Source organism: Sphingopyxis microcysteis (assembly GCF_012274265.1).
Taxonomy (GTDB): Bacteria; Pseudomonadota; Alphaproteobacteria; order Sphingomonadales; family Sphingomonadaceae; genus Sphingopyxis; species Sphingopyxis microcysteis.
Genome location: NZ_JAANYY010000002.1, coordinates 1,409,069 through 1,433,574, shown reverse-complemented (window position 1 = coordinate 1,433,574; position 24,506 = coordinate 1,409,069). Strand labels below are relative to the sequence as shown.

Here is a 24,506-nt window from a genome sequence, read left to right as displayed (position 1 = left end):
TCACTTGCCGATAACGCTTTCGGGCAGGTCTTCGCCGAACACACGCTGATAATATTCGGCGACAATCATCCGCTCGGCCTCGTCGCACTTGTTGAGGAAGCTCAAGCGGAACGCGAAGCCGATATTGTGGAAGATCGCGGCGTTCTGCGCCCAGCTGATCACCGTGCGTGGGCTCATCACGGTCGAAATGTCGCCGTTGATGAAGCCTTGACGCGTCAGGTCGGCGACCTTGACCATATTGGCAACCGTCGTGTCGTCGGTGTCGGGCACCTTCGCGAGGATGATCGCGCTTTCGGTCGCGGCGGGGAGATAGTTCAGCGTGACGACGATGTTCCAGCGGTCCATCTGGCCCTGGTTGATCTGCTGCGTCCCATGATACAGCCCGCTCGTGTCGCCGAGCCCGACGGTGTTCGCGGTCGAGAACAGGCGGAAATGCGGGTTGGGGCGGATTACGCGATTCTGGTCCAGCAAAGTGAGCTTGCCCTCGGTCTCCAGCACGCGCTGGATCACGAACATGACGTCGGGACGGCCCGCGTCATATTCGTCGAAGACGAGCGCGGTCGGGGTTTGCAGCGCCCAGGGGAGCAGGCCTTCGCGAAATTCGGTGACCTGCTGGCCGTCGCGCAGGACGATCGCGTCGCGACCGACTAGGTCGATGCGGCTGATGTGCGCGTCGAGGTTGACGCGGATGCACGGCCATTTGAGGCGCGCCGCCACCTGTTCGATATGCGTCGACTTGCCCGTACCGTGATAGCCCTGCACCATCACGCGGCGGTTATATTTGAAGCCGGCCAGGATCGCGAGCGTGGTGTCGCCGTCGAAGACATAGGCGGGGTCAAGGTCGGGGACGCGCTCGTCGGCCTCGCTGAAGGCCGGGACCATCATGTCGATATCGACCCCGAACATCTCGCGCGCATTCACCTCGGTATCGGGCGCCGCGAGGAGCGTCGAGCCGTGGTGATCGGGGAGGCTGTTCGGGATATCGGTCATCTTGCTGCCTTCAAAAATCTCGGTCCCTTCTCCCTTGATGGGAGAAGGATACGAAGCCTTGCCGCGAAGCGGCTAGGCGTAGTTGGATGAGGGTGGGCGGCGCTTTGTGCCGCGCGAGCCTGCGGCTCGCAACCCCTCACCCAGCTTCGACTAGGCGGCAAGCCGCCAAGTCTTTGCAACCCTCTCCCGCAAGGGGAGAGGGGAGTTGCGTTTGCGCGGTATAGGCGTCGGTTTCAGCTTGCAACGCCTTTTCAGAGCAACCCAAGCGCCTTCATCACCGCAGACTGGTCGTAATAGGGGCGTTCGCAGATAATTTTGTCGCTATCCGGGGCAAATTCGAAACTCGCCGCCATGCGGATGCGGAACGCCTTTCCGGTCGGTTCGATCGTGCGCGGCCCAAGCTTCAGCGGGCCAAGATGCGTGCCGGTCAGCCAGAATTCGACGAGCACGGTATGCGTCGCGGCGTCCGCGGCGATCGCGATGACTTCGTTCGCCTGATCGGGAAAAGGCTCGCGCGACGCGGCGAAATAGGAGCGGACCGCGGCCTCGCCATCAAATACCGTGCCGGGCCCGAGCAGTTCGTAGCGCGGATGATCGAAGGTCGCGATGACGCCGTCCCAATCGTGCGTGATCTCGAGCGCCATATGGCGGCGCACCACGTCGATCCGTGCTTGGTCCAGCTCGCTCATCGCGCGTCTCCTATGCGAATGCCTTGGTCTTCCTCAGCAACTGATATGCCGCAACCACTTCGCCGAGTCTCGTCTCGAAACTGCGATCGCCGCCATTTCGGTCGGGATGATATTTGCGCACCAGCTCGCTGTAGCGGCGGCGGAGTGCGGCGCGGTCGGCGTCGGCGGGCAGCGCGAGCAATTGCATTGCGGCCCGTTCGTCGCGCGAAAGGCCGGGGTTGGCGGCCTCGCGCCGCGCTTCGTCCATTCGCTGGCGAAATCGCGCGCCGAGCGCGTCGATGGGATCCTTGAAATCGGCCCAGCGCGGCGGCAGGTCGGCGCTCCCGGCGGCGCGGAAGGCGCGGCTTTCGGTTTCCCAGCCCGCGGTCGGCGATTGCGCGGCCATGATCTGGTCGGCGCTCATGCCTTCGAAGAAATTATAACCTGCGTTGAATTCACGCACATGGTCAAGGCACAACCAGCGATATTGCGGCGGTCCGTCGGGCGAGCGGGTCCAGGCCATCGGGGCGCGAAATTCGCCCGCCTCGCGGCATCCGGGCACGGCGCACGGTGCCTCGCGGGGGACGCGGCCATGGAAGCGGTTGGGGCGGGGAGGCGTGGACAAAATGCGCTTTCGAGGTGGGGGGCAAGGAGATAGGGGGTCTTATAATTTGGCGACGGACCGCTTATGGTCAACCCCATGAGCAGCAACGGCCCCGTGCAACAAGAGATGGAAAGGCTGCTCCGCGCGGCTTTTCCCGATGCCAATTTCATCGTCAGCAACGACAGCGCCAAGCATCATGGTCACAGCGGCGACGATGGATCGGGCGAATCGCATTTCAGCCTGACGATCGAATGGGCAGGGTTCGCAGGCATGAACCGCGTCGCGCGCCAACGTGCGGTGAACAAGGCGCTTGGCGATTTGCCGGGGCAGCGCGTTCACGCTCTCGCGATCAAGGCGACGGCGCCGGGGGAGTGACGATGGTTGCCAAGGTGAACCTCGCCGAAGCCTTCGCCAAAATCCCCGAAGCCTGGAATCCGCATGTCGCGGGCGACATCAACAATTTCCAGATCAAGCTGGTCAAGCTCGAGGGCAAGTTCGACTGGCATCATCATGATATCGAGGATGAATTGTTCCTGGTCGTCGCGGGCCGGATGAAGATGGGCCTGCGCAGCGGCGATGTGATCGTCCAACCCGGCGAGTTCATCATCGTACCGCGCGGGGTTGAACATTGTCCCGAGGCGCTGGACGGCGAATGCCATGTCGTGCTGCTCGAACCGGGATCGACCCTGAACACTGGCAATGTCGAGACCGAAAAGACGCGGCGAACGCTGGCAAGACTGGACGCGCGATGACGGCCGCCCCTGTCGAGCTTCGCTACAGCTCGCGGTTGCGTACGCCCGCCGCCGATGTCTGGACAGCGGCGATGTCGCTGGCAGGGATCAATGCCGAGGCAATGCCGATCTTCCGGATGACGGCCCCGCCGGGAATTCGCGGGATGGTCGATGCCGAATTTGTCCCGGGGCAAATGCTGTTCCGCAGCCGCGTGCTGGCGTTCGGGCTGATCCCTTACGACTGGACCGAATTGACCCTGGTCGAATTCGAACCGGGCAGGCGTTTCGTCGAGCGGTCGCGGATGGGGTCGATGCACAGCTGGCAGCACATCCGGACTGTCGATCCCGTGGATGGCGGCTGCGTGGTCACCGACGAATTGCGCTTTGAACCGAAATGGCCGCGGCCGATCGCGCGGCTGATGATCAATATCGCCTTTCGCAATCGCCATCGCCAGTTGAAGCGCCGATTTGGCGCCATGCAGGAAGCCGACAATGTCTGACGCCGATCTTCAGGTCATCACCCCCTCGACCCACGACCTTGGTGCATTTGAGGTGCGGCGGACGCTGCCGAGCAAGGCGCGCACGATGGTCGGTCCGTTCATCTTTGTCGACCAGTTCGGCCCGGCGCATTTCGACATCGGCGCGGGCATGGACGTGCGGCCCCATCCGCACATCAACCTGGCGACGGTTACCTATTTGTTCGAGGGTGCGATCGACCATCGCGACAGCCTGGGCACGCTGGCGACGATCCGTCCCGGCGCGTGTAACCTAATGACGGCAGGGCGCGGTATCGTCCATTCGGAGCGCACCCCGGCGGCCGAGCGGGCGACCGGGTCGGGCATTTCGGGAATGCAGACCTGGCTCGCCTTGCCCGACGGTCAGGAAGAGATCGAACCGGCATTCGAGCATGTCGCAAAGGGCGACCTGCCGCTGATCGAGGATAGCGGCGTTTCGGCGCGGGTGATCATGGGCAGCCTGTGGGGCGCCACCTCGCCGATCACCCAGCATGCGGCGACGATCTATGCCGACATATTGATGAATGCCGGGGCGAGCATTCCGATCGAGGCCGAGGCCGACGAACGCGCGGTGCTGGTGGCGCTCGGAGATGCCAGTCTCGATGGCGACCGGCTCGATCGCCACAGCCTTTACATATTGAAGCCGGGGCAGGCGATGACGCTGCGCGCCGACAGCGACGCGCGGGTGATGCTGCTCGGCGGCGAAGCCTTCGCGACGCCGCGCCATGTATGGTGGAATTTCGTCAGTTCGTCGCGCGACCGCATCAACCAGGCCAAGCATGACTGGAAGGATGGCAAATTCCCGCTGGTTCCGGGGGACAGCGAGGAATTTATCCCGATCCCCGAGGTGCCGAAGACGGTGAGCTATCCGTAGGGGTTGGGTTGCGACCGGTAGCTGCCGTTTTCGTTCCTCCCCGGAACGGGGAGGGGGACCGCCGCGAAGCGGTGGTGGAGGGGTCGGGACGGTGCGTGATCACGAGAGGTTTCGGCCCCTCCGTCAGCCCTACGGGCTGCCACCTCCCCGTTCCGGGGAGGAACGAACTACGCCCGCTTCCCACCCCAACGCCGACGCGATCCAGCCTTTCGACCCGCCCCGCCATTTGCTGCAGCTTGCCAGCCACGCGGTTCCTCGCCATCAGGTTTCGAAACGAAACCAAGGGAGCGATGGCGATGATCGGCGATTTTGAACAGCAGCGCGTGAAGCTTTCGACCGGCGTCGAACTCGACGTCGTCGATATCGGCCCGCGCGACGCCCCGGTGCTGATCTTCCTCCATGGCTTTCCCGAATCGCATCGGACATGGCGGTACCAGCTGCCGCATTTCGCCGACCGCTTTCGCTGTATCGCGCCCGACCAGCGCGGCTATCGCGGTTCGTCGAAGCCGCAGGATGTCGAATCCTATACGCCCGATAAATTGATCGCCGACGTCTTCGCGCTCGCCGATGCGCTGAGCGTCGGGGAATTTACCGTCGTCGGCCATGACTGGGGCGGGGCGATTGCGTGGGGGGTAGCCTTGGGCGGCCAGCCCGACGGGCTGCATCCGGCGTGGTCGGGCCGCGTCACCCGCGCCGTCATCGCCAACGCCCCGCATCCCGCGATCTTTCAACGCCTGCTGCAGACGAATGAACAGCAGCGCGCGGCGAGCCAGTATATCAGCATCTTTCGCGACCCGGCGAGCGACGCGATTATCGAGGCGCATGGTATCGCGGGCATCCTTGCCCATGCTTTCGCGGGCCGGGTGCCGAGCGGTGGGATCCAGCCGCCCGACGAGATCGCGCGATTGCTGAAAGATTGGGAGGATCGCGATACCTGCCGCGCGATGATCAACTGGTACCGCGGTTCGCCCGCGATCGTTCCGGCCATGGACGCGCCTTATGCCGAGCCGCCTGCGGTGCCGTTCCCCGGGCTCACTATTCCGACGCTCGTCATCTGGGCGCTCGACGATGTGGCGCTGCCGCCATGCAACCTCGACGGGATGGCCGACCTCGTTCCCGCGGTCGAGATCGTGCACGTCGCCGATTGTGGCCATTTCGTTCCGTGGGAAGCGCCCGATGCGGTCAATGCGGCGATGGACGCGTTTCTGACCAGCAGCTGATTTAGGCCAGGTGACGCCCCCAAAAAAGGTGGCGGGCGGCATATTTGCCGCCCGCCTTGGGGGGGGTCTCGTCAGGCGCGCGAAAGGGCACGCGAAAGGGTCGATGCAACAGCATTTTTTCCCCAATTTCCGCCGTTTCGGAAGAATTTGGAGCTTCGATTTAACCATAGATTTGGCGTAAATGGCAGGCTTTCACATTCTCCCCAACTTGCCATACTTGTGTCATGGAAGTGGGAGGACTCAGGGTCGCCTCGATCGTTGATCGCATCGAAGGTCCATTGAGCTGGACGGTCGAACGCGACGTCCATGTCCTCTACTTATACGAAGCTGGAAGCTATCACTGGCTGGAAACCTGGCTCGACGATCAGCGGACCTCGCTGGGCGATCCTCTGCCCGGCGAGATGTGGCTGGCGCCCGCCGGACGCCGCTATCATGGCGAAGCAAAGGGCGGCGGGGTCCGCTATATCGAGGTGGCAATACCCGCGGCACGGCTGGTCGTCGCGCCGGACGCACGCGCGCTTGCCGGGCATTACGACATGGCCTTGGCCGCGCTGGTGCGCGCGCTGGCCGCAGGCGACGCGGCCGCGGCCGATCCGCTGGTCACCATTCTTGCCAAAACGATGGAAGCCATGGTGGGGCGCCGCGATTCGTCCGCGGTGACCCAGCGCATCAACGACTTGATGGCCTATATCCAGACCCAGCTCGAATTGTCGCTGACGGTTGAGGAAATGGCGGCCGAGGTGGGCATGTCGGTCAACAGCCTGATCGTCCATTTCGCGCGCGCGACCGGCTACACCCCGGCGCAATATATGCTGCGCCAGCGGCTGCGCCGCGCCTGCTGGTTCCTGATGAACCGCCCGCTGTCGGTCGCCGAGATCGCCTTTGCGACCGGCTTTTCCAGCCATGCGCACCTGTGCGCGATCTTTCGCCGCAAGCTGGGCATGTCGCCGGGCGAATGGCGCCGGCGCCATGTCTCGGCCATCTTGCCGCCAGTCTGGGAAGAATAGCCGGTCGGCGTCAGTTTTCAGGCCGCAGCAGGCAGCCGCTGGCGCCCGCATAGCGCGCGCTGCGCGAGGCGAGCAACGGCACGCTGCCGGTCACCGTCTTGGTCGCCGGGTCTTCGCTCAGCGACACCATCTCCATGCCGGGCTCGAAATCGCTCTGGCAGCTCTCCAGGCTGCGCCCCTGGACATAGCGGCACGAACAGCCGACCCGCGCCGCATAGGCCGATCCGAGTTCGGCCTGCGCCTTGAACGACGGGAATTTCCAGATCGCAAAGCCGGTGAGCAGCACCGCAAGGACGAGCAGCCATGGCAGGCAGCCGCCCCAGCGGCTCGGCGTTTTGCCGGGGCGCGGTCGGGTTGCGGATTGTGTCTCGGGCGGCGGTGCCGCGGTCGGCGTCTCGCCCGTTGAAGGACCGGTCGGGTTGGTGCTAGTCACTCATCCCATGATCACGAAAAAACGGCTGCTGGCAAGTGCCGCTCTCGCGATGCTCGGCGCCTTGTCGCTGGTGCAGGCGGCGGGGCAGGGCAATATGGCGCCCGCATCGCCCGCGCCGAAATTCGGCGCCTCGCTCGATGGGGTGGCGGCAACCGACACGCTGCAACCGCTGCCGGTGCTCCCCGCAGCGATCAAGGCGCGCGCCGATGCGCTGTTCGTCAATGGCGACGACGTCGGTGAGACGCGCGCGCTGATCGTGCTGCGCGACGGCGAGCTGATCTATGAACGCTATGCCGCGGGTTTCGGCCCCGAAACCAAGCTGATCAGCTGGTCGATGGCGAAAAGCATCACCGCGGTGCTCATCGGCTTTCTGGTCGCGGACGGCCAGTTGGCGCTCGACGGTCCGGCGCCGGTCGCGGCGTGGCAGCGCAGCGGCGATCCGCGCGGCGCGATTACGCTCAAGCACTTGCTCCACATGTCGGCGGGGCTCGAGCATGTCGAAAATGGGGATCCGATCTGGCAGGGCGATACCGTCGATATGCTGTTCGGCGGCGGCGCCCCCGACATGGCGGGATTTGCCGAAGCGAAGCCCGCGGCGGCGCAGCCGGGTGAGATTTTCAACTATAGCTCGGCGACCAGCGTCATCCTGTCGGACATTTTGGCCGACACGCTGACCCCGTCGCAAAGTCCGGCGGCGCGGCGCGATGCGATGCGCGAATTCATCGCGGGCCGCCTCGTCGAACCGCTGGGTATGACCAGCCTGACGCCCGAGTTCGACGCGAACGGCACGATGATCGGCGGGTCGATCATGCACGCGACGGCGCGCGATTATGCGAAGTTCGGCGAATTCCTGCGCAATCATGGCGTCGTCAACGGCCAGCGGTTGCTGCCCGAAAGCTGGATGAATTTCATGCTCAGCCCGTCGCCCAATGATCGCGGCTATGGCGGGCATATCTGGCTCAATCGCGCCCGCCCGGTGGGAGCGCAGCCGGCGTTGTGGCCGGACCGCGGCCCGAACGACCTGTTCGCGTGCATCGGCCATCAGGGGCAATATATCATCGTGTCGCCGTCGCAGCGGGTGACGATCGTCCGGCTGGGCGTGACAAAGGGCGACCAGTTTCCGGCGCTGCGGCGCCACCTCGCGGATCTGACGGCGGCGCTGTGAGCGGCGAAGGGGCGCGCCCTTCGTTCAAAGTTCAGTAAAGTTCAGCCTTATGCGCTGCCGATTTGCACGCTGGGAGGCGCCGGTTGCGCAAGCCCGGCGGCGACCGCTTGATCCACCGCATCAACGAGCCGGGAAGAAGGCTGGCACAGCCGGATAATGTAGGAAAGCGTTATTTGCCGCGGATGGCGGCTTTTGGGGTGGGGAGCGGACGTTCCCATCGTGAACTGATTTCCCGTCCCGCAGGCGGGAGGGGCAGCGAGACTTACGAACTTGTTCGTTAGTCGCAGCGGGGTGGGCTATCTCACCGTCGCTGCCCACCCCCGACCCCTCCCGCCTGCGGGAGGGGAGAAGAAATGTCCACTTCCGGTCGCAAGCCGACACGCCGTTTCCCTTACAGCAGGAAATCGCCCACCAGCGTCGTGACACAGCGACCGGTCAGTTCGACCATGTCGCCGTCGAGGCGGCAGCCGACGTGGCCGCCGCGCGCGCTGGCCTGATAGGCGGCAAAACGGTCGCGGCCCAGGCGCGCTGCCCAATAGGGGGTGAGGACGCTGTGCGCCGAGCCGGTGACCGGATCTTCGTCGATCCCGGCACCGGGGGCGAAGGCGCGGCTGACGACGTCGGCGCCCGACGGGTCACCGTCGCCGGGCGCAGTCGCGATGTAAAGCACATCGACGCCTTCCTTGAGCGCGCGGAAGTCGGGGGCTAGTGCACGGACACTCGCCGCATCGCGATAGGCGATGATCGCATAGCCGCCGGGGTGCCACTGCGTCTCGACGGGATCGCCGCCCAGCGCGCGGACGATGTCGGGCATCGCCTTTGGCGCCGGGGGGTAAGCGGGCAGCGCCATGCGATAGCCTTCGTCGTCGTCCCCGTCGCCAGCGACGCGAGATACCTGCAAAATGCCCGCCTTACGGGTGCGAAAGCGCATCTCCTGCCGCCATGGTGCCGCCGACAGCAGCACATGGCCGCTGGCCAGCGTCGCATGGCCGCACAGGGCGACCTCGACCGTCGGGGTGAACCAGCGCAGCTCATAATCGGCCTCGCCGCTCTCGTCGGGAACGAGGAAGGCGGTTTCGGCAAGATTGTTTTCGGCGGCGATCGCTTGCAGCACGCCGTCGCCCAGCCACTCCTCAAGCGGCATCACGGCGGCAGGATTGCCGGTAAAGGGTCGGCTGGCAAAGGCATCGACCTGGCTGATCGGCAGGCGGCGCGCCGCGCTCATGGATAGAGCATCCCGCTCGACCAGTCATTGCCGGTGCGGGTGTATACCGTGCGTTCGTGCAGCCGGTGCGCGCGATCCTGCCAGAATTCGATCGCGGCAGGGGTCACCCGCCACCCCGACCAGCGCGGCGGGCGCGGTACATCCCGTCCTTCGAAGCGCGCCTGCATATCGGCAAAGCGCGCCTCGAACGTGGCGCGATCAGCCAGCGGGCGCGACTGGTCGCTCGCCCAGGCGCCGAGCTGGCTGTCGCGGCTGCGCGTCGCGAAATAGGCATCGGCGGTGGCGTCATCGACCGGCGTCACCGGACCTTCGATCCGAATCTGACGCCGCAGCGATTTCCAGTGAAAGAGCAGGGCAACATGCGGATTGGCGGCCAATTCGCCGCCCTTGCGGCTGTCGAGATTGGTGTAAAAGATAAACCCATCCGGCTCATGACCTTTGAGCAGCACCATCCGCAGCGACGGGTGCCCGTCGGCGGTCGTCGTCGCGAGCGCCATCGCATTGGCGTCATTGGGCTCGCTCGCTCGCGCTTCGGCGAACCATGTGTCGAACAGGGCAAAGGGATCGTCGGCCATGCGCGCTGTCATAAGGCGGTGCGCGATATCGCGAAAGCCGGAACTTGACCGCTTTGCGACACATTCCCACATCGACGCGCAATCGGGCCTTCCCGGCCAATCACTTATCGGGCTACAGGAACAATATGGCAGATCCCTATTCCACCCTGGGCGTCGCAAAGGGCGCGAGCGAAGCTGAGGTCAAATCGGCCTATCGCAAGCTCGCCAAGGAATTGCACCCCGACAAGAACAAGGACAATCCGAAGGCGTCGGAGCGATTTTCCGAGGTCACGCGGGCATATGACATATTGTCCGACAAGACCAAGCGCGCGCAGTTCGACCGCGGCGAGATCGATGGCGACGGCAATCCCGCGATGCCGTTTGGCTATGGTGGCGGCGGCGGTTTCCGCGGCGACCCGCGCGGCGGGCAGGGCGGATTCGGCGGCTTCGGCAATGAGGGCGCCGATTTTGGCGACATATTCGAAGGCCTGTTCGGGCGCGGCGGCGGCGCGGCGGGCGGCGGCTTCGGCGGCTTTGGCGGGCGCAGCGCGCCGCCGCAAAAGGGCGCCAATGTCGCCTATCGCCTGTCGGTGTCGTTCGTGGACGCCGCGACGCAGGCGCCGCAGCGCATCACGCTGGCCGACGGCGGTACGATCGACCTGAAACTGCCCGCCGGGGTCGAGACCGGCACCCAGATGCGTCTGGCCGGCAAGGGGCAGGCGGGGCCGGGTGGCACTGGTGACGGGATTGTGACGATCACGGTGAAGGATCATCCGTTCTTCGTGCGCGAGGGCGCCAATATCCGGCTCGACCTCCCGGTGACGCTGGACGAGGCGGTGAAGGGCGCCAAGGTCAAGGTGCCGACGGTCGACGGCCCGGTCATGCTGTCGATCCCGGCGGGGTCGACGTCGGGCAAGGTCATGCGACTGAAGGGCAAGGGGTTCAGCCAGAAGGGCGGTGGCCGCGGCGATCAGCTCGTTCGCCTGATGGTCGATCTGCCCGCCGATCCCGCCGAGCTGTCGGCCTTGCTCGGCGACTGGACCGATCCGCGCGCCGTGCGGGCCGATCTGGGTGTGTGATGCGTGACTGAGGCGACCGACCAGAAGGCGGCGGATGCCCTCGCCAAACAGGTCGCCGAAGAGGTCGGCAAGGAATTTCTGGCCGAAGGTCATTCGCCGCATTCGCCCGAAGCGCGCGCCGAGCGTGAGAAGCGGATCAAGCTGCGCGCGCGCGCCCAAGGGATCATCGATCGCGGCCGCGAACGGCTGGGGCCGGGGACGCGGGTGTTTCATATCGTCCGCCGCGTCGTCGTCGGCACCTATACCGACGGCTTCATCCACGCCGGCAACCTTGCCTATCTGGCGCTGATCGCGCTCTTTCCCTTCTTCATCCTGCTCGCCGCCGCCTTTTCGCTGATCGGTGGCAGCGTCGGGGGCGAAGCGGCGATCGAGGCGGTATTCTCGACGATGCCGCCATCGGTCGCCAAGGCGCTGGCGGGGCCGATCCGCGAAGTGATGAGCGCACGCACCGGCATTTTCCTGTGGCTCGGCGCGCTCGTTGCGCTGTGGACCGTGGGCAGCCTGATCGAAACGGTGCGCGACATATTGCGCCGCGCCTATGGCACGCATTTCAGCAAGGGCTTTTTCCATTATCGCCTGCTGTCGATCGGCATCATCACCGGCGCCGTGGTGCTGATGCTGCTGTCGTTCAGCATGCAGGTGCTGATCGTCGGGGTCGAACAATTCGTCACCCGCGTGCTGCCCGAGCAATATCAGTCGGTCGGCGTCGTCGCGATCTCGCGCACGGTGTCCGGGCTTGGCCTGTTCCTTGCGATCTACATGCTGTTCTACAGCCTGACGCCATCGAAATACCGCACGCGGCAGTTTCCGAAATGGCCGGGGGCGCTGTTCACGACGCTGTGGTGGATCGGCGTGACGCTCGCGCTGCCGCCCCTGCTCGCCAGCCTGCTCAGCTATGACGCGACCTATGGCAGCCTTGCGGGGGTGATGGTCGCACTGTTCTTTTTCTATCTCGTCGGATTGGGTATGGTGATGGGCGCCGAACTCAACGCCGCGCTCGTCGAGGTTGAGGATTTGGGCCATGACGCTATTGGGCGCGTCGACGATGTGATTATTGAAAAGGCCGGAGACACAAAATGACGGGTCTGATGACGGGCAAGCGCGGGTTGATCATGGGGCTTGCGAACGACAAGTCGCTCGCCTGGGGCATTGCCAAGGCGCTGCACGCGCAGGGCGCCGAGCTGGCGATCTCGTACCAGGGCGATGTGATGCTGAAGCGGGTGAAGCCGCTCGCCGACGAGCTCGGCTGCGATTTCCTGATCGATTGCGACGTGTCAGACATGGACAATCTCGACGCCGCCTTTGGTGCGCTGTCGGCGCGCTGGCCGACGATCGACTTCGTCGTCCACGCGATCGGCTATACCAACAAGGAAGCGCTGCGTGGGGCTTATGCCGATGTGACGCTCGACGATTTCCTGATGACGATGAACATCAGCGTGTACAGCTTTACCGCGGTGGCGAAGCGCGCCGCGGCGATGATGACGCCGTTCGACCCCGAGACGGGCAAGGGCGGCGGCTCGCTGCTGACCTTGAGCTATTATGGCGCCGAAAAGGTGATCCCGCACTACAACGTCATGGGCGTTGCGAAATCGGCGCTGGAAACCAGCGTCAAATATCTCGCCAATGATTATGGCCCGCAGGGCGTGCGCGTGAACGCGATCTCGGCGGGACCGATCAAGACGCTCGCCGCGTCGGGTATCGGCGATTTCCGCCTGATCCTGAAGTGGAACGAGCATAATGCGCCGCTGCGCCGTAACGTGACGATCGACGATGTCGGCGGCTCGGCGCTCTACCTGCTCAGCGACCTGTCGTCGGGGGTCACCGGCGAAACGCATCATGTCGATGCGGGGTACCACACCGTTGGCATGAAACAGGAAGACGCGCCGGACATCGCGCTTGTGTAGCGGGCGCGGTTACGAAAGCATCTTCGTTTCCCCGCGAAGGCGGGGATCCATCACCGACGGGTTCAAACTTGCACCGGCGGGAGATGGGCCCCCGCCTTCGCGGGGGCACGCGGCTTTTTAACTCATGCTATCAATTCGAACCTCGACGCACAAAGACAACGACGCCATCGATGCCGTTATCCGCGCCGCCTTTGCCGGGACCGAATTCGGCCATCAGGGCGAGGCAGAGCTGGTGCGGATGATCGACGCCGACGGTGACGCCATGGTGTCGCTCGTCGCCGAGCAGGGCGACGAAATCGTCGGGCACCTGCTGTTCAGCCGCATGGATGTCGAGGCCGACGGCACCGCGATGGCGGGCGCCGGGCTCGCGCCGGTGTCGGTCGCGCCCGACTGCCAAGGGCAGGGCATCGGCGGGGCGCTGATCCGCGCCGGGATCAAATTGCTCGGCGCGCAGGGCTGTGCGATCAGCTTCGTGCTGGGGCACGAAGGCTATTATCCGCGCTTCGGCTATTCGCCCGACCTTGCGGCGCGCTTTAAGTCGCCCTTTGCCGGGCCGCATTTCATGGCGATGATGCTGGACTCGGCGGCGCCTTGGCCGCTAGGCGGTCGGGCGGACTATGCGCCCGCATTCGGCCGGATGGGATAGAGGCATGAGTTTCAACAGCTTCGGACGCGTTCTTCGCTTCACCACTTGGGGGGAGAGCCATGGCCCCGCGCTCGGCGCGGTCGTCGACGGCTGCCCGCCACGGCTGTCGCTGTCCGAAGCCGACATCCAGCCGTTCCTGGACAAGCGTCGTCCGGGCCAGTCGCGCCACACGACGCAGCGGCAGGAGCCCGATCAGGTGCGAATCCTTTCGGGGGTGTTCGAGGGCAAAACCACGGGCACGCCGATCAGCCTGATGATCGAGAATGTCGACCAAAGGTCGAAGGATTATGGCGAGATCGCGCAGGCCTATCGCCCCGGCCATGCCGATTATGCCTATGACGCCAAATATGGCATCCGCGATTATCGCGGCGGCGGCCGGTCGAGCGCGCGCGAGACCGCGGCGCGGGTTGCGGCGGGCGGCGTCGCGCGGCTGGTGATTCCGGAGGTACAGATCCATGCCTGGGTCGCCGAAATCGGCGGCGATGCGATTGATCCCGCGAACTTTGACCTCGAAGAGATTGATCGCAATCCCTTTTTCTGTCCCGATCCAGCCGCGGCACAGCGCTGGGAAGGGTTGATGGACGCGGCACGCAAGGCGGGGAGCTCGCTGGGTGCGGTGATCGAATGTGCGGCAAGCGGGGTTCCCGCGGGATGGGGCGCGCCGGTCTATGCGAAGCTCGACAGCGATCTCGCCGCGGCGATGATGGGGATCAACGCGGTCAAGGGCGTGGAGATCGGCGCGGGGTTCCATGCGGCGCGGCTCCGCGGGGAAGAAAATGCCGATCCGATGCGCCCCGCCACCGACGGCAGCAACCGCCCGGACTTCCTGTCGAACAATGCGGGGGGCATCGCGGGGGGCATTTCGACCGGGCAGCCGGTCGTCGTCCGCGTGGCGTTCAAGCCGACCAGTTCTATCCTGACCCCGGTGCCGACGATCAACAAGGCGGGCGAGGCCGCCGACATCGTCACCAAGGGACGCCATGACCCCTGCGTCGGCATTCGCGGCGCGCCGGTGGTCGAGGCGATGATGGCGCTGGTGCTGGCCGATCACAAATTGCTCCACCGCGCGCAATGCGGTTGACGCAACGGTAATGGAAGCGATCCGGGCTTTTATCGAAGCGCATCAGGCGGTCATATCGCTGGTCATTCTGGCCGGTATTTTTGTCGGCTTCATGCTGGAACGGCTGCCCGCCACGGTCATCGCGGTCGTCGGCGCCTGCATCTATCTGGCGCTGGGCATTCTCGATTCCGATGCGATGTATTCGGTGTTTTCGAACTCGGCGCCGATCGTCATCGGCGCGATGTTCGTGCTGTCGGGGGCGCTGATCCGCACCGGGGTCATCCAGCGCGTCGCCGACGCTATCATGAAGCGGGCGGAAAAGAACCCGCGGCTCGCGATCGTCGAAGTGCTGGTGGGCGCGCTGCTCGCGTCGGCGTTTCTCAACAATACGCCGGTCGTCGTCGTGCTGCTGCCGATCATGATGAAGCTCGCCGAAGTCACCGGGGTAAGCGCGAAGAAGCTGTTGATGCCGCTGTCGATCGCGGCGGTGCTGGGCGGTACGCTGACGTTGATCGGCACCTCGACCAATCTGGTCGTCGACGGCATCGTGCGCGACGCAGGGATGGAGCGCTTCGGCATTTTCGAGATCACCCCTATCGGCCTCGTCACCGCGGCGTCGGGGATGATCGGTCTGGCGCTGATGTGGTGGCTGCTGCCGTCGGACAAGCCGGTCCGCGGTCCGGCGGGGACGCATGACGCGCACCAATATCTGACCGAACTGGTGCTGAAAGACGATGACGATCTGGTCGGAATGACGATCGAGGCGTTCCGCGACCTGCCCCGTTCGGGCCGGATCGTCGGGATTCGCCGTGCGTCGGCGGTCGTGCACGGCGGCGATTTGGAAAACTGGATTCTGGCCGCGGGTGATCGCCTGATCGTTCGCGTCGATGGCGCGACGCTGATGACCTGGCGCGAGCAAGGGCGATTCCAGCTGGGGATCGGCAGCGGCGATCCGGCGGAGGGCGACATGGTCGTCGAAACGATGGTCGCATCGAACCATCCGGCGATCGGGCAGCGGCTGATCGACATTCCCTTTCTGCAAAAGATTCGCGCGCGTATCATCGGCCTCGACCGCCCGGCGCACCAGCCCGGCCCTGATCTTGCCAGCGTCCGCATCCGCCCCGCCGATCGCCTGCTGGTCGCGGGCGGCGCGCGCGAGGTCGAGGCGCTGCGCGACAATCCGCACCTGATCGGCGCTGACCTTGCGAAAGTGCGGGCGTTTCGGCGCGGCAAGGCGTGGATTGCGATCCTCTGCATGCTGGGGGTCGTCACGCTCGCGGCATTGAATGTGCTGACGATCGGAGTCGCGGCGATCATCGCGATCGGCGTGATCCTGATCACGCGTTGCATCGACAGCGAAGAGGCATGGGGGACGATCGACGGCGACGTGTTAATCCTGATCTTTGCGATGCTGGCCGTCGGGCTTGCGCTGGAAAACAGCGGCGCGGTCGCAATGATGGTCGGCTGGGTCAAGCCGTCGCTCGCCGATGCGCCGCCGTGGGTGCTCGTCTTTGGCATCTATTTCTTTGCGTTGATCCTCTCCGAACTGCTGAGCAACAATGCCGTTGCGGCGCTGATGACGCCGGTCACGCTGGCGATCGCGGCCGAACTCGGGGTCGATCCGCGCCCGCTGGTCATCGCGCTGATGATCGGCGCGTCGGCCTGTTTCGCGACCCCGATCGGCTATCAGACCAACACGATCGTCTATGCCGCGGGCGATTATCGCTTTGTCGATTTCGTCAAGATCGGCGTACCGCTCAATATCATCACCGGCGTTTCGACCTGTTTCGCGATCGTCTTTTTCATGACATGACGCGCCCTTGACGCTGCGCGCTGTGGCGGCTCAAAGGGTGCGCAGAACGGGTCCGCAAAAGCGCGCCACTCATTAAGAAATTCAAGGGGGACGGCCGCATGGACCGCAAGCTGACTTGGTATATATTGGCGGGCATGGCGCTCGGCGTGATCGCGGGATATGCGGTTCACGTCGGCCTGCCCGCGGACCATCCGTGGTTCGAATATCTGACCAAGACGTTCAAGCTGTTATCCGACATCTTCCTCAACCTCATCAAGCTGCTCGTTGCGCCGCTGGTGCTGTCGACGATCGTCGTCGGCATCGCGAACATGGGCGACAGCACCGCGCTCGGCCGCATCGGAACGCGCGCGATCATCTGGTTCATCACCGCCAGCTTCATCTCGATCGCGCTCGGCCTGTTGATGGTCAATCTGTTCCAGCCGGGCATCGGCGCGCCGATCCCCGACGCGGCCGAGGCCGCCAAAATGGTGGGCGAGGTGAAGAAACTCGACGCGTGGGAATTCACCCTGTCGATCTTTCCCAAAAATGCGCTGGAAGCGCTGGCGACCAACAATATCCTGCAAATCCTGGTCTTTTCGATCTTTGCCGGCGTTGCCTTGTCGGCGATCGGCGAAAAGGGGTCGGCGCTCGTGCGCGGCGCCGACGCACTCGCCGAAATGATGCTCCAGATCACCGGCTATGTGATGCGCTTTGCGCCGTTTGCGGTGTTCGGGGCGATTGCCAATGTCGTTGCAAAAAGCGGCCTTGGCATCCTCGCGACCTATTTCGAGCTGCTCATCGAATTCTACATCTCGCTGGTGCTGCTCTGGATCATTCTGCTCGCATTGGGCTGGGCCTTCCTGCGTCAGCGCATCTGGATGCTCATTCGCTATATTCGCGAACCGTTGCTCATCGCCTTTTCGACCGCCTCGTCGGAAGCCGCGCTGCCCAAGATGTTCGAACAGCTCGACCGCTTCGGCGTGCCGCGCCGCATCTCGGGCTTCATGCTGCCGCTGGGGTACAGCTTCAACCTCGATGGTTCGATGATGTACATGAGCTTTGCGACGATCTTTATCGCGCAGGCCTATGGCATCGACCTGTCGATCACGACCCAGGTCCTGATCCTGCTGACGCTGATGATCAGTTCAAAGGGCATCGCCGCGGTGCCGCGCGCCAGCCTGGTCGTGATCACGGGGACGTTGGCGCAGTTCGGCTTGCCCGTCGAAGGCGTGGCGATCATCCTGGCGATCGACCAGTTCCTCGACATGGGCCGCACCGCGACCAATGTCGTCGGCAATGCGGTGGCGACCAGCGTCATCACCAAGTGGGAAGGGATGCTGGAAGTGCCCGAACCCGCCGACATGGAACGACCGCATGCGCCGGCGCATACGCCGCACCATGGAACCCGCGGGCTCGATCTTCGTGATGACATAGAGGACGGCGCCAACAAGCCAGCGGTCGACAAGGCATAAACCGCAGCTTCGCGCCGTCCCCATGGGGGCGAGCAAGGAGCTGAGCCATGGCCGAGGCCGCCGCGATTGACGAAGCAGACCGGGACGCTTTGCGTGCACGGCGGCTGCGATGGCGCATGCTGCTGGGCTTTCTCGCCGGGCTGATTATCGGGCTGGCGGTTCATTATGGCGCGCCCGACGCCCCCTGGGTTGCGGCGGTGACCACCTATGTCACCGGGCCGCTGGGCCAGATATTCCTGCGCCTGCTGTTCATGCTCGTCATTCCGCTGCTGGTATCGGCGCTGATCGTCGGCGTCGCCGACATGGGCGAGATGCGCGCGCTGAAATCGATCGGCACGCGCACCCTGATCTATACCGTTGTCGTTGCGGCGATTTCGGTCGTGGTCAGCCTGATCGTCGTCAACCGGCTCCAGCCGGGGGCGGGGGTCGATCCGTCGCTGGCGCGCAGCCTGATCGCCGAGGGGGCCGAGGGCGCGAAGGCGATCGCCGATCGCGCCGGGGAAGCGAAGACCGGGATGGACGCGGTGGTTGCGATCGTCCCCGACAATTTCGTCGCCGCGATGGGCGCCAACGACGTGCTTGCGGTGATGTTCTTTGCGCTATTTTTCGGCATCGGGCTGATGCTGGTGCAAACACCCCAGACGGCGGCGCTGAAATCGGTGGTCGAGGGGGTGTTCGCGGTTGCGATGAAACTGATCGGGCTCGTGATCCAGCTCGCGCCGATCGCGATTTTCTGTTTCATGTTCAACCTGGCGTCGCAGTTCGGATGGGATCTGATCATCCGCCTGTCGGCCTTTGTCGGGGTCGTGCTGCTCGCGCTCGCGCTTCAGATGTTCATCGTGTTCCCGGTCATTTTGAAGACGCTGGCCAAAAAGTCGCCGATCGCCTTTTTTCGCGAGACGCAGGAGGCCTTTGTCATGGCCTTTGCCACCGCGTCGTCGAACGCCACCCTGCCGACCGCGCTGCGCGTGGCGCACGACCGGCTGCACCTGCCCGACAAGGTGGCGCGCTTTGTCCTGACGATCGGCGCAACCGCGAACCAGAACGGCACCGCGATGTTCGAGGGGGTGACCGTGATCTTCCTCGCACAATTTTTCGGCATCGAGCTGACGCTGACGCAGCAGATTTTCGTGATGCTGATCTGCATATTGGGCGGCATCGGCACCGCAGGGGTGCCCGCCGGGTCGCTGCCGGTGATCGCGCTGATCCTGGCCTCGGTCGGCATCCCGCCCGAAGGCATCGGGCTGATCCTGGGGGTCGATCGCTTCCTCGACATGTGCCGCACGACGCTGAATGTCATCGGCGATCTGGTCGCCGCGACTGTGGTGTCGGCAGGGGTGAAAGACGATGAGGCGGTGGCGCAAGACGCCACCGTCTGATGGCCTGAATCCTAATCCGGACGAACGGCGTTTTCGGCGTCGACCCGGCTGACCGTGGCTGGCGGGTCGGCGCGCGGCGCCTGCGCTGCGGCCGGTGGCGGGCGGAATGTCGGTGCCGGACGCTCGGCGCGCGGGGGGCGATCGGGCATCGCGGATGACGATGTCCCGCGACGTGGAGGCGAAACCGCCTCGCCGGGCGCGCGCTCCGGCCTGTTGCGGACGGGGCGCGGCTGTCCGGTGCTGCCGTCGACTTGCGGCGCGGGGCGCGGGCGAGCGGTCCCCCAATCGGGGCGGCCGGGGCGTGCGGGAGTGGTCGTCACGGGCGGCGTGCCGGTTGCACCGTCGCCGCGCCCGCGACCCGGCCGCGTGCCGCGCGGGCCGTCACCGTCGCGATCGCCGCGATTCCAGCCGCCGGGACGACCCGGTCGACCATCGCCCGGCCGCCCATCGCCGTCACTGCGGTGCCAGCCACCGGGGCGTCCCGGCTGGCCGTGACCGCGGCTGCCATGATGTTTCCACCACGCGCGGCGGCCGCCCCAATAGTTCAGATAATGGTCGCGCAGCGGATAGCGGTTGCTGTAATTGTCGAACATCCACATCCCATAGCCGGGATAATAATAATCGTCGTACCAGCCGCCGCCGAAGCCAATGTTGACGAAGCCGCTGCCATAATCGGACGCGTCGTAACAATCATATCCATAGCCGTCGTCATAGGCATAGCCGTCATAATCATAATAGGCGCTGCCATAGCGCGCCGCGCAATCGCCGCCCGACGCATAGCTCGCGCCATAGACGTCGCCATAATAGCAACCGCCGAGCGTCGTCGTGGCGAGCGCGCCGAGCGCGAGGGAGAGGGGGCGTTTGTAGGTCAGGGGCATCGAGCCAATCCTTTGTCGGGTCCGGGCGGACCGGTCATGTTGGCGGCGAAGCTGCATGAGTCGAGTTGAATTTGCGGTGAATAGTGGCGCAGCGGGTAAATCGCGTTACTTGCATCGATGTCAGTAGTGCGATACGCTCGGCGATAAAGCAGCACCACAGAGGATGGACCCGATGAACGCGCCGACCAAGATCACATGGCCCGAAGCCCGTTTTGGCCCCGAAACGCAGCATTGGCTGCCGCGCAACCCCGATCAGGCGCTCGATCATATTCCTGGCGAAGATGGGTATCCGGTGATCGGGAACACGCTGGAACAGCTCAGCGACTATCGCAGCTTTACCAAGCGGATGGTCGCCAAATATGGCCGCGTCTATCGCAACAACAGCTTTGGCGGGCGCAGCGTCGCGCTGCATGGTCCCGAAGCGAACGAACTGGTCATGTTCGACCGCGACAAGATTTTTTCGTCCGAACAGGGCTGGGGACCGGTGCTCAACCTGCTGTTCCCGCGCGGGTTGATGCTGATGGATTTCGAAAAGCACCGCGCCGACCGCAAGATCCTGTCGGTTGCGTTCAAGCCCGAGCCGATGCGTCACTATGCCGAATCGCTGAACGAGGGCATCAAGGATCGCGTCGCGTCGTGGAGCGGTCAGACTTTCCAATTTTATGCGGCGATCAAGAAACTGACGCTCGACCTGGCGGCGACCAGCTTTCTCGGCATCCCCTTTGGTCCCGAGGCCGACAAGGTGAACAAGGCCTTTGTCGACATGGTGCAGGCGTCGATCGGCGTCGTCCGCGTGCCGATGCCGTTCACCGCGATGGGGCGCGGCGCCAAGGGCCGCGCCTATCTGGTCGAATATTTCGGGCGCATGGTGCCGGAGCGGCGCGAAGGGACGGGCGAGGATATTTTCAGCCAGATCTGCCGCGCCCGCGACGACAATGGCGACTATATGAGCGCTGAGGCGATCGTCGATCATATGAACTTCCTGATGATGGCGGCGCATGACACGATCACCAGTTCGATCACCTCTATGGTGTGGATGCTCGCCAAGCACCCCGAATGGCAGGACAGGCTGCGCGAGGAAATGCTGGCGGTGTCGCCCGCGGGCGAGGGCGTCGGCCACAACAGCCTGGGCGAGCTGGAAATGACCGAATGGGCGTTCAAGGAAGCGCTGCGGCTGGTGCCCCCGGTACCGAGCTTCCCGCGCCGCGCGCTCAAGGATTTCGAATATGGTGGCTACATGATCCCTGCCGGAACCTCGGTCGGGGTCAGCCCGGCGTTCACCCACATGATGCCCGAACATTGGCCCGAGCCAGAGAAATTCGACCCGATGCGCTTTTCGCCCGAGGTTGCGCGCGAGCGGCACAAATATGCGTGGGTGCCGTTCGGCGGCGGTGCGCATATGTGCCTGGGGCTGCACTTTGCGTATATGCAGGCGAAGATCTTTTTCCATCATGTGATCACGACGCACCGCATCGTCGTCGCGCCGGGTTACGAGCCGAAATGGCAAGTGCTGCCGATCCCGCGACCCAAGGACGGGCTGATAGTGACATTCGTACCGCTCTGAGCTTGCACAGTTCGGCGTCGCACCCCATTGAAATGGGGTGAAAAGCGCGCGTCCCTATCTGATCTGGTTCGGCATCGCTGTCGTGCTCGCGCTCGGCGCGATCCGCGGCATGCAATGGGTACGCGATCATCCCGAACATATGCCGACCGCGCGCTTCGAGATCGCGCATCCGCAGGGATGGGCGACGCAGCGTAAGCTGGTCGGGCTCGCGCGGGACGACGCGGCCTGTTTTGCGGCGCTCGACCGCGCGGGCGCCGGATATGAACGGCGTCCGGTGATCGGCACGGGCACCTGCCGCGCCAGCCAGCGCCTGGTCCTCACCGGCAATCGCTTTGTTCCGACGATGCGCCCGGCAAATGCCGCGCCCGGCTGCGCCGTGACCGTCGCGATGGCGCTGTGGAATCGCGACGTCGTCCAGCCGCTGGCGCAAAAGCACTTCGGGCAAAAGGTCGTCGCGCTGGAAAATCTGGGCAGCTATAACTGCCGTGCTATCCGCGGGGGGCAAGCGCCGAGCCAGCATTCGACCGCCAATGCGATCGACATTTCGGCGTTCGTCCTGGCAGATGGAACACGCATCGCGTTGATCAACGACTGGGACGATGCAGACGTCCGCCGCGAATTTCTGCACGAGGTTCGCGGTGGATCGTGCGACCTGTTCAGCACAGTTTTGTCGCCTGATTATAACGCGGCTCACGCCGACCATTTTCACTTCGACATGGCGAAGCGCACGGCGGGGTGGTCGGTTTGCCGCTGATCAGACGGTGAAGCTCTCGCCGCAGCCACAGGCGCCCTTGGCGTTCGGATTCTCGAACACGAAACCCGCAGCGAAATCATCCTCGACCCAGTCCATCGTGCTGCCGATGAGGTACAGCACCGACGCGCCGTCGATGTAGAAGATGCCGCCCGGGGTCTCGATCTTCTCGTCGAACTTCGCCTCTTCGGTGACATAATCGACCGAATAGGCGAGGCCCGAACAGCCGCGGCGCGGGGTCGACAGCTTGACGCCGATCGCACCCTCCGGGGCCGCGGCCATCAGCTTCGCGACGCGCGCTTCAGCGTTGGCGGTCAGCGTGACTGCGGCGGGGCGGGTCCGGGTTTTCGTGTCCGTCATCAGAGCATTCCCAACTCAAGCCGCGCTTCGTCGCTCATGTTCGCGGGCGACCAGGGCGGATCCCAGACCAGATTGACTTCGGCATCGCCGACGCCGGGCACCGCGCCGACGCGCAGTTCGACCTCGGCGGGCATCGACTCCGCGACAGGGCAATGCGGGGTGGTCAGCGTCATGGTGACCACCGCATGGCCTTCGTCGATCTCGACATTATAGATCAGGCCAAGGTCGTAGATGTTCACCGGGATTTCGGGATCGTAAATGTCCTTGAGCGCATTGACGACGGCCTCGTACAGGTCGCCGCCGACCCCGTGCGGATCGACCGCCGCGGGCTTGGCCGCGAGGAAGCCTTCCAGATAGTCGCGCTTGCGCTCCAATTTCTCGGGCGCCGTCTCGACATCTTCGACGCGCGCCTTCGGCGGCGCCTCGACGCTGGTCACTTCCTCAACCTTGATCATCCGGTCCTCGCTCATCCGAAAATCCTCTCGACGCGGGCGAGGCCGTCGATCAGCGCCGCCACATCGTCATCACTGCTGTACACACCAAAACTCGCTCGCGCGGTCGCCGACACGCCCAGATGCTCCATCAGCGGCTGCGCGCAATGGTGCCCGGCGCGGATCGCGACCCCGCTTTCGTCCAAGATAGTGCCGATGTCGTGCGGATGAACCCCCGCCATCGCGAAGCTCACGATTCCGGCGCTATTTTCAGGGCCATAGAGGGTGATACTGTTCTTGCGTGCAAGTTGTTCGCGCACCCTCGTTACCAATGCGACCTCATGCGCGTGGATTGCGTCAACGCCCAGCGCTTCGACATAATCGACCGCTGCGGCCAGCCCGATTGCCTCGATAATCGCGGGCGTGCCAGCCTCGAACCGCGTCGGGGCAGGCGCATAAGTGGTCTGCGCGAAAGTTACGCGATCGATCATCGATCCACCGCCCTGCCAGGGCGGGAACGTGTCGAGTTTGTCGCTCCACAATACGCCGATGCCCGTCGGGCCGTAGAGCTTGTGCCCCGAAAACACGTAATAGTCGCAGCCCAATGCCGCGACGTCGACGGGCAGGCGCGGCACCGCCTGACAGCCGTCGATCAGCAAATCGGCGCCGACGCGATGCGCCAGCTCTGCCGCGCGCGCGACGTCGAGCGGGCTGCCGAGCACGTTCGAGACATGCGCAAAGGCGACCATCGTGTGTTCGCTCGTCAGCAGCTTCTCGGCGGCGTCGAGGTCGATGCAGCCGTCGGCGGTCAGCGGGCAGACGTCGACCTGCCAGCCCGCGAGCTGCCAAGGCACGATATTGCTGTGATGTTCGAGCATCGACAGCAGTATGCGACCCTTGTTGGGGTGCGAGTAGGCGACAAGGTTAATCGCCTCGGTCGCCCCGCGCACGAACGCCACCTGATCGTCCTTTGCGCCGATGAAGCCCGCGATGCGCCGCCGCGCCGCCTCATAGGCCAGCGTCATGTCGGCCGAGCGCGCATAGACGCCGCGGTGGACGGTCGCATAGTCGCGGCCCATCGCGTTCACGGTCGCGTCGATCACCGCCTGCGGCTTCTGCGCGGTCGCGGCGGTGTCGAGATAGTGCCAGCCGGGGGTAAGGCCAGGGAACTGATCCCGGATCCCGTTCGTGTCGAGCGTAGTCG

Annotated in this window: 27 protein-coding genes; 17 read left to right on the top strand and 10 right to left on the bottom strand. The window is 64.6% G+C overall.

The genetic code is table 11. From position 1 onward, the window contains the following. The 3 genes from cobS to G9408_RS06855 form a co-directional block, all read right to left on the bottom strand. On the bottom strand, positions 1-990 hold the full coding sequence (gene cobS / locus G9408_RS06865; protein ID WP_168453229.1) for a cobaltochelatase subunit CobS: 990 nt from the start codon (positions 988-990) through the stop codon (positions 1-3). Between the two features lie 251 nt (positions 991-1,241). Then, complete coding sequence (locus tag G9408_RS06860; protein ID WP_168453228.1) at positions 1,242-1,679, bottom strand: ester cyclase; 438 nt, start codon at positions 1,677-1,679, stop codon at positions 1,242-1,244. Between the two features lie 10 nt (positions 1,680-1,689). Continuing rightward, positions 1,690-2,181 carry a J domain-containing protein gene (locus G9408_RS06855; protein WP_235957489.1) on the bottom strand — a complete coding sequence of 164 codons (492 nt, stop codon included), beginning with the start codon at positions 2,179-2,181 and terminating at the stop codon, positions 1,690-1,692. Between the two features lie 177 nt (positions 2,182-2,358). Between G9408_RS06855 and G9408_RS06850 the strand changes: the two genes are divergently transcribed. The 6 genes from G9408_RS06850 to G9408_RS06825 all read left to right on the top strand — a co-directional run bounded on the left by G9408_RS06850 (position 2,359) and on the right by G9408_RS06825 (position 6,609). Next, positions 2,359-2,637, top strand: a complete 279-nt coding sequence (locus G9408_RS06850; protein WP_235957488.1) for a BolA family protein — start codon at positions 2,359-2,361, stop codon at positions 2,635-2,637. A 2-nt stretch (positions 2,638-2,639) separates the two neighbouring features. Continuing rightward, positions 2,640-3,014 (top strand): cupin domain-containing protein, encoded by a 375-nt coding sequence (locus G9408_RS06845; protein WP_168453226.1) that lies wholly within the window; start codon positions 2,640-2,642, stop codon positions 3,012-3,014. Beyond that, complete coding sequence (locus tag G9408_RS06840) at positions 3,011-3,493, top strand: SRPBCC family protein (RefSeq protein WP_168453225.1); 483 nt, start codon at positions 3,011-3,013, stop codon at positions 3,491-3,493. The genes G9408_RS06845 and G9408_RS06840 overlap by 4 nt, the downstream gene beginning before the upstream one ends. Then, positions 3,486-4,382 (top strand): pirin family protein, encoded by an 897-nt coding sequence (locus G9408_RS06835; RefSeq protein WP_168453224.1) that lies wholly within the window; start codon positions 3,486-3,488, stop codon positions 4,380-4,382. Before G9408_RS06840 ends, G9408_RS06835 begins: the two co-directional genes overlap by 8 nt. Before the next feature lie 296 nt (positions 4,383-4,678). Next, complete coding sequence (locus G9408_RS06830; protein ID WP_168453223.1) at positions 4,679-5,602, top strand: alpha/beta fold hydrolase; 924 nt, start codon at positions 4,679-4,681, stop codon at positions 5,600-5,602. A gap of 224 nt (positions 5,603-5,826) precedes the next feature. Further along, positions 5,827-6,609 (top strand): AraC family transcriptional regulator, encoded by a 783-nt coding sequence (locus G9408_RS06825; RefSeq protein ID WP_168453222.1) that lies wholly within the window; start codon positions 5,827-5,829, stop codon positions 6,607-6,609. A 10-nt stretch (positions 6,610-6,619) separates the two neighbouring features. On the opposite strand, the gene G9408_RS06820 is transcribed toward G9408_RS06825, so the two are convergent. After that, positions 6,620-7,042 (bottom strand): hypothetical protein, encoded by a 423-nt coding sequence (locus tag G9408_RS06820; protein ID WP_235957487.1) that lies wholly within the window; start codon positions 7,040-7,042, stop codon positions 6,620-6,622. Between the two features lie 7 nt (positions 7,043-7,049). On the opposite strand from G9408_RS06820, the gene G9408_RS06815 reads away from it, so the two are divergent. Further along, on the top strand, positions 7,050-8,207 hold the full coding sequence (locus tag G9408_RS06815) for a serine hydrolase domain-containing protein (RefSeq protein ID WP_168453221.1): 1,158 nt from the start codon (positions 7,050-7,052) through the stop codon (positions 8,205-8,207). Between the two features lie 391 nt (positions 8,208-8,598). On the opposite strand, the gene G9408_RS06810 is transcribed toward G9408_RS06815, so the two are convergent. After that, positions 8,599-9,432 carry a PhzF family phenazine biosynthesis protein gene (locus tag G9408_RS06810; protein ID WP_168453220.1) on the bottom strand — a complete coding sequence of 278 codons (834 nt, stop codon included), beginning with the start codon at positions 9,430-9,432 and terminating at the stop codon, positions 8,599-8,601. Further along, complete coding sequence (gene pdxH / locus G9408_RS06805; RefSeq protein ID WP_235957486.1) at positions 9,429-10,007, bottom strand: pyridoxamine 5'-phosphate oxidase; 579 nt, start codon at positions 10,005-10,007, stop codon at positions 9,429-9,431. Before pdxH ends, G9408_RS06810 begins: the two co-directional genes overlap by 4 nt. A gap of 125 nt (positions 10,008-10,132) precedes the next feature. Here pdxH and G9408_RS06800 point away from each other — a divergent pair, with 125 nt between their 5' ends. The 8 genes from G9408_RS06800 to G9408_RS06765 all read left to right on the top strand — a co-directional run bounded on the left by G9408_RS06800 (position 10,133) and on the right by G9408_RS06765 (position 19,318). Then, positions 10,133-11,065, top strand: coding sequence for a DnaJ C-terminal domain-containing protein (locus tag G9408_RS06800; protein ID WP_168453218.1), 933 nt, complete (start codon positions 10,133-10,135; stop codon positions 11,063-11,065). 3 nt (positions 11,066-11,068) lie between these two features. Beyond that, positions 11,069-12,145 carry a YihY/virulence factor BrkB family protein gene (locus G9408_RS06795; protein WP_120215696.1) on the top strand — a complete coding sequence of 359 codons (1,077 nt, stop codon included), beginning with the start codon at positions 11,069-11,071 and terminating at the stop codon, positions 12,143-12,145. Further along, a complete protein-coding gene (fabI, locus tag G9408_RS06790; RefSeq protein ID WP_168453217.1) occupies positions 12,142-12,969 on the top strand; it encodes an enoyl-ACP reductase FabI in 828 nt (275 codons plus the stop codon). Before G9408_RS06795 ends, fabI begins: the two co-directional genes overlap by 4 nt. 124 nt (positions 12,970-13,093) lie before the next feature. Then, positions 13,094-13,615 carry a GNAT family N-acetyltransferase gene (locus G9408_RS06785; protein WP_168453216.1) on the top strand — a complete coding sequence of 174 codons (522 nt, stop codon included), beginning with the start codon at positions 13,094-13,096 and terminating at the stop codon, positions 13,613-13,615. Between the two features lie 4 nt (positions 13,616-13,619). Further along, positions 13,620-14,696, top strand: a complete 1,077-nt coding sequence (gene aroC / locus G9408_RS06780) for a chorismate synthase (RefSeq protein WP_137869336.1) — start codon at positions 13,620-13,622, stop codon at positions 14,694-14,696. Between the two features lie 10 nt (positions 14,697-14,706). Further along, positions 14,707-16,488: an SLC13 family permease gene (locus G9408_RS06775; protein ID WP_168453215.1), complete on the top strand. Its 1,782-nt coding sequence runs from the start codon at positions 14,707-14,709 to the stop codon at positions 16,486-16,488. A 98-nt stretch (positions 16,489-16,586) separates the two neighbouring features. Beyond that, on the top strand, positions 16,587-17,939 hold the full coding sequence (locus tag G9408_RS06770; RefSeq protein ID WP_168453214.1) for a dicarboxylate/amino acid:cation symporter: 1,353 nt from the start codon (positions 16,587-16,589) through the stop codon (positions 17,937-17,939). 47 nt (positions 17,940-17,986) lie between these two features. Continuing rightward, positions 17,987-19,318 (top strand): dicarboxylate/amino acid:cation symporter, encoded by a 1,332-nt coding sequence (locus G9408_RS06765; protein ID WP_168453213.1) that lies wholly within the window; start codon positions 17,987-17,989, stop codon positions 19,316-19,318. 11 nt (positions 19,319-19,329) lie between these two features. On the opposite strand, the gene G9408_RS06760 is transcribed toward G9408_RS06765, so the two are convergent. Continuing rightward, positions 19,330-20,196 carry a hypothetical protein gene (locus G9408_RS06760; RefSeq protein ID WP_168453212.1) on the bottom strand — a complete coding sequence of 289 codons (867 nt, stop codon included), beginning with the start codon at positions 20,194-20,196 and terminating at the stop codon, positions 19,330-19,332. A 172-nt stretch (positions 20,197-20,368) separates the two neighbouring features. On the opposite strand from G9408_RS06760, the gene G9408_RS06755 reads away from it, so the two are divergent. Together G9408_RS06755 and G9408_RS06750 are read left to right on the top strand one after the other, a co-directional pair. Further along, positions 20,369-21,760, top strand: coding sequence for a cytochrome P450 (locus G9408_RS06755; protein WP_168453211.1), 1,392 nt, complete (start codon positions 20,369-20,371; stop codon positions 21,758-21,760). 37 nt (positions 21,761-21,797) lie between these two features. Continuing rightward, positions 21,798-22,514: an extensin-like domain-containing protein gene (locus G9408_RS06750; RefSeq protein ID WP_328804396.1), complete on the top strand. Its 717-nt coding sequence runs from the start codon at positions 21,798-21,800 to the stop codon at positions 22,512-22,514. Here G9408_RS06750 and G9408_RS06745 read toward each other — a convergent pair whose 3' ends face one another. The 3 genes from G9408_RS06745 to G9408_RS06735 are packed head-to-tail and all read right to left on the bottom strand — an operon-like array spanning position 22,515 to position 24,483. After that, positions 22,515-22,871 carry a HesB/IscA family protein gene (locus tag G9408_RS06745; protein ID WP_210423190.1) on the bottom strand — a complete coding sequence of 119 codons (357 nt, stop codon included), beginning with the start codon at positions 22,869-22,871 and terminating at the stop codon, positions 22,515-22,517. Further along, positions 22,871-23,341 carry an SUF system Fe-S cluster assembly protein gene (locus tag G9408_RS06740; protein WP_168453210.1) on the bottom strand — a complete coding sequence of 157 codons (471 nt, stop codon included), beginning with the start codon at positions 23,339-23,341 and terminating at the stop codon, positions 22,871-22,873. Before G9408_RS06740 ends, G9408_RS06745 begins: the two co-directional genes overlap by 1 nt. Next, positions 23,338-24,483, bottom strand: a complete 1,146-nt coding sequence (locus G9408_RS06735) for an aminotransferase class V-fold PLP-dependent enzyme (RefSeq protein WP_328804415.1) — start codon at positions 24,481-24,483, stop codon at positions 23,338-23,340. Before G9408_RS06735 ends, G9408_RS06740 begins: the two co-directional genes overlap by 4 nt. Positions 24,484-24,506 lie beyond the last annotated feature (23 nt).